This is a genomic window from Paenibacillus sp. MCAF9 (assembly GCF_052114265.1).
Taxonomy (GTDB): Bacteria; Bacillota; Bacilli; order Paenibacillales; family Paenibacillaceae; genus Pristimantibacillus.
This window is the reverse complement of sequence record NZ_JBFREL010000031.1, coordinates 61,249-69,636: the sequence shown is the minus strand read 5'-3', so window position 1 is coordinate 69,636 and position 8,388 is coordinate 61,249. Positions and strand designations below refer to the sequence as shown.

At 44.1% G+C, this 8,388-nt stretch carries 7 protein-coding genes, 6 tRNA genes and 1 rRNA gene; 13 read left to right on the top strand and 1 reads right to left on the bottom strand.

What is annotated here, in order from left to right; translation table 11 throughout:
- The 7 genes from AB4Z45_RS27975 to AB4Z45_RS27945 form a co-directional block, all read left to right on the top strand.
- A 23S ribosomal RNA gene (locus AB4Z45_RS27975) occupies positions 1 to 94 on the top strand; the annotation flags it as partial.
- A 151-nt stretch (positions 95 to 245) separates the two neighbouring features.
- Positions 246 to 322: transfer RNA gene (locus AB4Z45_RS27970), tRNA-Met, on the top strand.
- Positions 323 to 345: 23 nt separating this feature from the next.
- A tRNA-Val gene (locus AB4Z45_RS27965) sits at positions 346 to 421 on the top strand.
- 35 nt (positions 422 to 456) lie between these two features.
- Positions 457 to 533 (top strand) — tRNA-Asp (locus tag AB4Z45_RS27960).
- Positions 534 to 549: 16 nt separating this feature from the next.
- Positions 550 to 625 (top strand) — tRNA-Phe (locus tag AB4Z45_RS27955).
- Positions 626 to 663: 38 nt separating this feature from the next.
- A tRNA-Tyr gene (locus tag AB4Z45_RS27950) sits at positions 664 to 748 on the top strand.
- 15 nt (positions 749 to 763) lie between these two features.
- Positions 764 to 839 (top strand) — tRNA-Lys (locus tag AB4Z45_RS27945).
- A gap of 146 nt (positions 840 to 985) precedes the next feature.
- Here the strand turns inward: AB4Z45_RS27945 and ssuE are convergent.
- On the bottom strand, positions 986 to 1,540 hold the full coding sequence (gene ssuE, locus AB4Z45_RS27940) for an NADPH-dependent FMN reductase (protein WP_441912723.1): 555 nt from the start codon (positions 1,538 to 1,540) through the stop codon (positions 986 to 988).
- Between the two features lie 189 nt (positions 1,541 to 1,729).
- On the opposite strand from ssuE, the gene AB4Z45_RS27935 reads away from it, so the two are divergent.
- The 6 genes from AB4Z45_RS27935 to hprK all read left to right on the top strand — a co-directional run bounded on the left by AB4Z45_RS27935 (position 1,730) and on the right by hprK (position 8,370).
- Positions 1,730 to 2,677 (top strand): glycosyltransferase family 4 protein, encoded by a 948-nt coding sequence (locus AB4Z45_RS27935; protein WP_441912722.1) that lies wholly within the window; start codon positions 1,730 to 1,732, stop codon positions 2,675 to 2,677.
- A 173-nt stretch (positions 2,678 to 2,850) separates the two neighbouring features.
- Complete coding sequence (locus tag AB4Z45_RS27930; RefSeq protein ID WP_076270774.1) at positions 2,851 to 3,993, top strand: PucR family transcriptional regulator; 1,143 nt, start codon at positions 2,851 to 2,853, stop codon at positions 3,991 to 3,993.
- An 89-nt stretch (positions 3,994 to 4,082) separates the two neighbouring features.
- The gene (locus tag AB4Z45_RS27925; protein ID WP_076270765.1) at positions 4,083 to 5,204 is read left to right on the top strand and encodes an ABC transporter ATP-binding protein; all 1,122 of its coding nucleotides are present in this window, start codon (positions 4,083 to 4,085) and stop codon (positions 5,202 to 5,204) included.
- Positions 5,205 to 5,407: 203 nt separating this feature from the next.
- Positions 5,408 to 6,001, top strand: a complete 594-nt coding sequence (locus tag AB4Z45_RS27920) for a sigma-70 family RNA polymerase sigma factor (RefSeq protein ID WP_441912721.1) — start codon at positions 5,408 to 5,410, stop codon at positions 5,999 to 6,001.
- Complete coding sequence (locus tag AB4Z45_RS27915) at positions 5,946 to 7,310, top strand: DUF4179 domain-containing protein (protein ID WP_441912720.1); 1,365 nt, start codon at positions 5,946 to 5,948, stop codon at positions 7,308 to 7,310. The genes AB4Z45_RS27920 and AB4Z45_RS27915 overlap by 56 nt, the downstream gene beginning before the upstream one ends.
- Before the next feature lie 121 nt (positions 7,311 to 7,431).
- The gene (gene hprK, locus AB4Z45_RS27910) at positions 7,432 to 8,370 is read left to right on the top strand and encodes an HPr(Ser) kinase/phosphatase (RefSeq protein ID WP_441912719.1); all 939 of its coding nucleotides are present in this window, start codon (positions 7,432 to 7,434) and stop codon (positions 8,368 to 8,370) included.
- Positions 8,371 to 8,388: the final 18 nt, after the last annotated feature.

Genomic DNA, 8,388 nt, shown 5'->3' with positions numbered 1-8,388 from the left:
AGACCCCTTGAAGACGACGAGGTTGATAGGTTCGGGGTGGAAGCACAGCAATGTGTGTAGCTGACGAATACTAATCGGTCGAGGGCTTATCCTAAACACGTTTACTGTGACCCATACATCCAGTAGACAGCAGCATAAAGGCTTCAGCAAGCCTAATCTTTCGTATCCAGTTTTCAGGGCGTAATGTTCTGACTTTGCAAGCGTCCCCGAACGCTGCAATCGACAACTATTCGGGGGACAAGCGTGGCGGTGTAGCTCAGCTGGCTAGAGCGTACGGTTCATACCCGTGAGGTCGGGGGTTCGATCCCCTTCGCCGCTACCATTAACTTTTTTATCGTAACATCTGGAGGATTAGCTCAGCTGGGAGAGCATCTGCCTTACAAGCAGAGGGTCGGCGGTTCGATCCCGTCATCCTCCACCATATGTACTTATTCGGTTTTATGACCGGATCCATTTGGAGCTGTGGTGTAGTGGCCCAACATGCCTGCCTGTCACGCAGGAGACCGCGGGTTCGAATCCCGTCAGCTCCGCCATTTTTCTTTAAAGTAAGGCTCGGTAGCTCAGTCGGTAGAGCAGAGGACTGAAAATCCTCGTGTCGGCGGTTCGATTCCGTCCCGAGCCACCACTTTATTTTTCGTTGCGACGAGAAATAAGTAATAGTATGGAGGATTAGTGAAGTGGCTAAACACGGCAGACTGTAAATCTGCTCTCTCTGAGTTCGGTGGTTCGAATCCATCATCCTCCACCATTTCTTTTACAGCAAGAGCCATTAGCTCAGTTGGTAGAGCACCTGACTTTTAATCAGGGTGTCGTAGGTTCGAATCCTACATGGCTCACCATTTTTTCTAAACACACCTATACAACCGTAGATCCTAAGATCTACGGTTTTTTTGTTTGATTTTAATCGAAATAAAAAAGAGTTTGCTCAACTTAATGATGGGCAAACTCTTTTTTTGCATAGTTAAAACTAAATAATGAATGAATCTTAGTTTTTACTCCGTAGATTCAATTCATAAGCAAGCTCGTTTACCGTTTCGTTTAGACGAAGTTTAAGTTCATCATTTAATTCAAATACTGGAGCTTCATTTGGCTCTTGTGAACGCTCGATTTGGGAATCAACGGCGTACACTCCGCTTACATATAATTTCGCGCCCATGGATGCGAGTACCGGCTTGAGGGAATAGTCAATAGAGAGTAGGTGAGCGATGGTGCCGCCGATAAACAGAGGAGCAATGATTTTACCATCAAGACCTTTCTGCGGCAGTAGATCTAGAAACGTTTTTAGAACGCCAGTATAAGATGCTTTGTAAACTGGGCTTGCAATAATAACAGCATCCGCATTCTCAACAAGCTGATTGGCTTCTATAATAGCAGGGCTGCCAAAACGAGCGTGAATTAGATCTTCGGCTGGCAAAGAAACCACGGTTATCGTATTAACCGAAAGACTTTTTGTTATCAATTGCTGCTCTACGTACTGTGTTATGCCGTTTAAACGAGATGATGCATTTGGACTGCCTGAAATAATTACAATCTTGGACATGGGTGCACTCCTCTTTTTCAAATAAATAGTAGGAAATAAAATTACATTAATCCGATAAGTAAACTTTGAATAGATAGTACCATGGCAGATGTTATTTGGTCAAACAGGTTTGATTTGTTTCTTGTATTTTATCGATATAAGGGAACAATGTATACATATAGGAATGAAATAGAAAAAGGGGTAGTTGCAATGGTATACGGATTAGCGGTTTTAATTAGCTTCGCGATCGTATTTGCAAGCGTACCACCGCTTCGTGTATTTGCGCTGCGACTTGGTTTTGTCGATCGTCCTAATCATAGAAAAATACATAATAAGCCGATCCCTCTCATGGGTGGCGCGGCTATTTTTGTTGGCTGCATCGTTACGATGTTTATTTTTATCGGATTCACTCCGCTCACTTGGACCATAGTTATGGGTGGAACAGTGCTCGTAATTATTGGACTTCTTGATGATGCGTCAAAGGCAAAAGGGAAAGATTTTCCGATATGGCCGCGTGTCATTCTCTATATGGGTGCTGCGTCAATCCCAAGCTTATTTCACATCAAAATTGCGGGTATCACCAATCCGTTTACACATTTGTTTATTTCATTTCCAGATTGGGTATCGTGGTTGACAACGATGCTATGGGTTTTCGCGCTAATCAATATGATCAACTTTATTGATGGCGTAGATGGGCTGGCTTCAGGGGTATGCACGCTGTCAGCACTTACGCTATTGACGGTGGCGCTCGTTAAAGGACAGCCAAGCACCGCTATTCTTGCCATTATTGTAGCCGGAGCATGCTTTGGGTTTTTGGTTCATAATTTTTATCCAGCAAGAATATTTATGGGTGACGCAGGAGCGACCTTCCTAGGCTTTACTCTTGCTGTAATTGCTGTTGATGGAGCGTTTAAGAAAGCAACATTCATTACCTTACTAGTTCCATTACTGGCGCTTGGATTGCCTATATTTGACACGGCTTATGTCATGCTGCGCAGGCTTATAAGCGGTAAAGGCTTGCATCATKCGGACAAGCTGCATACGCATCATCTTTTGATGAAATGGGGACTGAGCCAGGTTCAAACGGTTTCGTTTCTATATTTAATTGCTGCGTTATTCGCGCTCTTGTCAATCATTCTTTTACTGGTAATAGGCTGAATTAAGCAAGCTCTTGTGGTACAATGACGGGAAAAAGCGTTATTCCACATTAAGGTGCGAATAAACTTTTTTACTTATTAATCCGCTTATAAAGAGCTGCTAATCGCAATAGGTGTCCTCCCATAGGAGGAAGCACGCAGCCGCAAATGCTTGTGGAGATTGGAGATAGAGAAATGAGCACGACAGACTGGTTGAAGCCGCTGAAGCACATTTTGAACTGTCCGGTACATGCTGTTTCGAAATCTATAGCGGAGTGGAACGATTTAATTAGCAATGCTGATGTGGTGTGGTTAGGCGATCATATAGGATCTTCTCCTATAGAGGGCCAACGCGTAGAAAAAGACGAAAAAACGTGGATTGTCATTTCATCTGCGGAATATGAAGTGGATTTATTAGAAATCGATTGTCCATCGCTTCAGGCAACAGAGAAGGAATTGATAAGCTGGACTTTGCAGCTTAACCGCGGACATTTAATGGAGAAAAAGAATGCGGCGCTCTCTGAATCAGAGAGGCAAGCGCTTAAGCTTGGAGATTGGATTCAGAAGCAGTTGGAATCGGATGAGCCCGCATATTCCTTACCTGATCATTTAACCGTTGGCAGTCGCTTATTTAATGAAATGATACCTTTCTTACTCGTTACAGAGCAGTCAGGCACGAAGCATGCAACCTATTCTGAATTAGAAAAACTTTTGCGTTCATTTATGTCCGACGATGTCTTGCTTATTCCGCTCAAGAGCCAGGAATGGCTCATATGGGGTTCGATGTCCTTGCTGAGAGATGAGGATTCCGATGCTTTCGATGAGCAGGAGGAAGAGACGATTGAGGATAGTCTAGCTTCGATTGGGCTTGGATTGCATGAGATGCTCGCCAGTGAGTGGATTGGTGAATGCCACATCGCAGTAGCTCATCCTTCATCGCCAGCAAAAGGTATGATTGAGACGACGATGCTGCTGCGGGAGACGATTAATCTCGGCCGAAAATTCCATGTAGGAACAAATATTTATTTGCCGTGGATGCTTCAGTTGGAACGTTTGTTGAATGCAATTCCTGAAGTCCATCGTGCGAGATATTTGGAGCAGTCGTTAAAAAGAGCGGATCTATTCGTTGAATCAGAAATGCTGAGTACATTGGAAACATTTTTTACGCTTGATTGCAATGTTAGTGAGACAGCGAAGAAATTATACATTCATAGAAATACATTATTATATCGTTTAGACAAGCTTAAACAAGAGACTGGTTTAGATGTTCGTCAGTTTAGGGATGCCGTACTAGTCAAAATTATATTACTATTGTACAAAGTTACGAAAAGAAATTAGTTTTTTTGTAAAGTATGTGCATAGTCACAAGCTCCCCAGTGGGATAAGATATAGGCATAACGAAATTTCTTTCTAGGGGGAAAATTATCATGGCAGGCGTACGTTTAGAAGGCATTTACAAAAAATACCCGGGTACTGACAAAGCATCGGTTACTGACGTTAACTTAGATATTAAAGACAAAGAGTTTCTCGTATTGGTCGGACCATCTGGTTGCGGTAAATCGACAACTCTTCGTATGATTGCAGGCCTTGAAGAAATTTCCGAAGGCAAATTGTTCATCGGCGACCGCCTTGTGAACGATGTTGCTCCTAAAGACCGCGACATCGCGATGGTATTCCAATCCTACGCGTTGTACCCGCACATGAACGTTTACCAAAACATGGCTTTCGGCCTTAAACTTCGTAAATTCAAAAAAGCAGACATCGACAAACGTGTTCGTGAAGCTGCTAAAATTCTAGATATTGAGCATTTGCTTGACCGTAAACCAAAAGCACTTTCCGGTGGTCAACGTCAACGTGTCGCTCTAGGACGCGCAATCGTTCGTGAGCCGCAAGTATTCTTGATGGATGAGCCGCTTTCCAACTTGGACGCGAAACTTCGTGGACAAATGCGCGCTGAAATCAGCAAGCTTACAAAACGTCTTGAAACAACAACTATCTATGTAACGCATGACCAAATCGAGGCAATGACAATGGGTGACCGTATCGTTGTTATGAAAGACGGTTTCATTCAACAAACAGCTTCACCAGAAGAACTGTATAACCACCCGGTTAACATCTTCGTAGCTGGCTTTATCGGCGCTCCATCGATGAACTTTATCAGCGGTTCGCTTACAGAGCAAGGCGGCGCGCTTCGCTTCAAAGCAAGCGGCGTTGATGTAGTTGTTCCAGAAGGCAAAGCAGCATCGCTTCGCTCGAAAGGTTACATCGGCAAAGAAGTGATTCTTGGCATTCGTCCAGAGGATCTTCACGAAGAGCCAGTATTCTTGGAAGCATCCCCACAAACAATCGTGAACGCAAATGTTGAGGTTGCTGAGAACCTTGGTCACGAGATGTACTTGTACCTAAACGGTATCGGCACTGACACAGTTATCGCTCGTGTTGACGGCCGCTCTGGACTACGTGATGGCACAACTGTTAAGCTTGCGCTTGACATGAACAAAGTACACTTGTTCGACAAAACGACAGAACTTAACATTTTCGAAGCTTAATAAATAGTATGGAAGAAGAACGGTCGGATTATCCGATCGTTCTTTTTTTTATTTAAAAATAGAGGGCGCTTTTGTCGAATTGACTGTTGCGATTAAATAAATTGGAGTCACACAAAACCGTATCCATGCTTCGGCTGTCTAATATAAAACAAGATTAATAATGTATAAGAAATGAGAGGCAGCCTGGGCAGGAGGGAAGAGGCATGAATAAGGATGAGTGGGCTCAAGCGGCTATACGGGGCGATGAAACGGCGCTGCTGCAGCGTATTGATCTAGATAAGCATCAAATGTATGGGATTGCTTATTCATATATGCGAAATGAGTCGGATGCATTAGAGGCTATACAAGAAACGGTTTGCCGGATATGGACGAAAAAGCACACATTAAGGGAGCCGAAATTTTTTACAACGTGGGCCATTCGTATTTTGATCCGTGTGTGTATGGATGCTAAGAAGAAGCAAACGAGGGAGCGTCCTACCGATTCGATAGCCGAGAAATATGATGTGAGGGAATTGACAGTTGAGTGTGATGAGACAGCAGCACGTCTTGATATGGCTGCGCAGATTCAGCTGCTTCCGGTTAACTATCGTATGGTGATAACACTCAAATATTATCGAGATATGACGATTACGGAAATTGCTGAGCTATTGGAGAAGCCTGATGGGACTATTAGAACGTGGCTGAACAAAGCATTAAAAGGACTAAGAGCAGATATGGCACATATGAAGGAGGAGATACGAAATGGGCGAGGCCAAGGAGACGCCGTTCAGGCAAGCCAATCAGGCGCTGCGAAGTGACATGGAACATGTGAATCAGGAGCTTGTTGTGATGCCGGAGCTGGCGCTTGATGCAGCAATACGAAGTGGGATTGAGCAGGGGCGGAAGCGATCCATACGTAGAAACAGAAAAAGATGGAGTGTGAGCATGTTTGCTGCAGGGCTAAGTGTAATCCTGCTTCTAACCGCGTTCGTTCGCGTATCTCCTGTGTTTGCTTCTATTGTGAAGGAAATTCCGGGTTTCAGCGGGTTTGTTGAGTTAATTCAGGGAGATAAGTCCTTGTTTACAGCAATGGAAAATGATTTCATACAGCCTATAAAGCTCTCGGACGAGAAAAACGGCTACATTTTTACGATTGATGGAATTATAGCCGATGATCAGCGTATGGCTATTCTGTATACGGTAGAGGGACCAGGAATTAACGGCAATACAGGATTTCTGGATTATAAATTAAAAACGAGTGATGGCAAAGATTTGGTCGCTTCCATTGGTTCATCGCATTATCCGAATGACGATGCCGAGGGTTCAAGCGTTCCTGTCCATCAATATTTAGATATACTAATGGGCGAAGGTTCTAAAATGCCGGAAAGCCTGCAATTCAGCTTATTGCTTGGCGGTCAGTGGCTAAAGGTTGAGTTTCCGATTGAGCATAAAAGATTCGAGGGGATGCGCGAAGAAATCTCGATCGAGCAAAAGGTTGAGATCGGAGGACAACGTTTTACAGTGAAAAATGCTGTCATAACACCGCTTCAAATAGCTGTGACAATTGAAGCAGATGCAACTAATGACAAACACGCAAATGGTTTTATAAATATAGCGCTTGTCGATGAGAAAGGCAGGCGATATGAGTCGAATTCTGCGTTTGGCGATTCTAATACATCAATTACCCGTCACTTTAAGAGCAGCTATTTCGTTAAGCCCAAAAAGTTAACTTTAATTGCGGACGGTTTGTATGTGTCGGAAAACAATTTAAGCATCACGGTGGATACGGATAAAATAGAAACTATATCATCACCGAATAATAGGCTTCTATTAGCCAGCAAAGAGCTGCTTAATGGTGAGTATGAAGTGAAGTTTGATTTGCTAAGTCAGGATGAGATTGATAAGAAGCCGGGATATACATTATTTCCGCACGGCGGCACCTTCAAGGACGGTGCTGGTGTATCCTATCCTATTTCAGATAGCCGCGGGGTGCAGTGGAATTCAAATGAAGATAAAGTGACCTATGTTTATCGAATTCCAGCAGCAGATTACAAGCAGCCGTTAACATTCAGTATTGAGCAGTACCCTGGTTATGTATTAAAGCCGATAAGTATACCGATAAAATAAGTCGAAGGCGCTGAGCAGCGGAGGAAACGTTGCGTTCAGCGCCTTTTTCCTTTACGATGAAGACATTGGAAAATATCATACATATACACAATAGCAGTTGTCATATGAGGGAGGCCCTACGATGCCGAAAAAAGTGAAAGTATCTGAGCTCGTTAAACAATTTCAGCTTGAGATTATTGCGGGCGAGGATGGAATGAAGCGTGCCATTACAGTAGATGATTTGTATCGGCCTGGACTCGAAATGGCTGGATATTTCCACTACCATCCAAGTGAGCGCGTACAGCTGCTTGGAAGAACGGAAATCTCGTTCCTAAATATGCTGGACGGTGAAGAGCGCAAGGATCGTATGGTTCGTTTATGCAACGAGGATACACCATGCATTATTTTGACAAGAGGGCTGGAAGCGCCTCTAGAGCTTGTAGATCAATGTAATGAGAAACAAATTCCGCTGCTCAGAAGCAATGTGGCTACAACCATTTTGTCCAGCAGAATTACGGACTTTTTGGAGAGAAAGCTTGCTCCGACAGCAACGATTCATGGCGTTCTTGTTGACGTATACGGGGTTGGCATGCTTATTACTGGAGGAAGCGGCATCGGTAAAAGCGAGACAGCGCTAGAGCTTGTCAAACGCGGACACCGGCTTGTTGCTGATGATGCAGTAGAAATTATGCAAACCTCCGATGCGCAGCTGCACGGCAGTGCGCCAGAGCTTATTCGTCACCTGCTCGAGATTAGAGGGCTGGGTATTATTAATGTAATGACACTTTTTGGCGCAGGGGCAGTTCGGACGCAGAAGCGTATCGGCCTTGTCATTAAGCTGGAAAACTGGCAGCAGGACAAGCAGTATGATCGCCTTGGATTGGATGAAGAAACGACCCGTATTATCGAGACGGACATTCCGCTTGTAACTGTGCCAGTAAGACCCGGTCGTAACTTAGCAGTTATCATCGAGGTGGCAGCAATGAATTTCCGCTTGAAACGAATGGGTTACAATGCGGCGCTGCAGTTTACGAATAAGCTTACGGAAACAATCGCTGACGATATGGACGAATACGATTGAACCTAAAGGGGATATAAC

Excerpts from the sequence above, each read along its gene's own strand:
- ssuE (WP_441912723.1), bottom strand. The coding sequence starts at position 1,540 with ATGTCCAAGATTGTAATTATTTCAGGCAGTCCAAATGCATCATCTCGT.
- AB4Z45_RS27930 (WP_076270774.1), top strand. The coding sequence starts at position 2,851 with ATGAGCACGACAGACTGGTTGAAGCCGCTGAAGCACATTTTGAACTGT.
- AB4Z45_RS27925 (WP_076270765.1), top strand. The coding sequence starts at position 4,083 with ATGGCAGGCGTACGTTTAGAAGGCATTTACAAAAAATACCCGGGTACT.
- AB4Z45_RS27920 (WP_441912721.1), top strand. The coding sequence starts at position 5,408 with ATGAATAAGGATGAGTGGGCTCAAGCGGCTATACGGGGCGATGAAACG.
- AB4Z45_RS27915 (WP_441912720.1), top strand. The coding sequence starts at position 5,946 with ATGGGCGAGGCCAAGGAGACGCCGTTCAGGCAAGCCAATCAGGCGCTG.
- hprK (WP_441912719.1), top strand. The coding sequence starts at position 7,432 with ATGCCGAAAAAAGTGAAAGTATCTGAGCTCGTTAAACAATTTCAGCTT.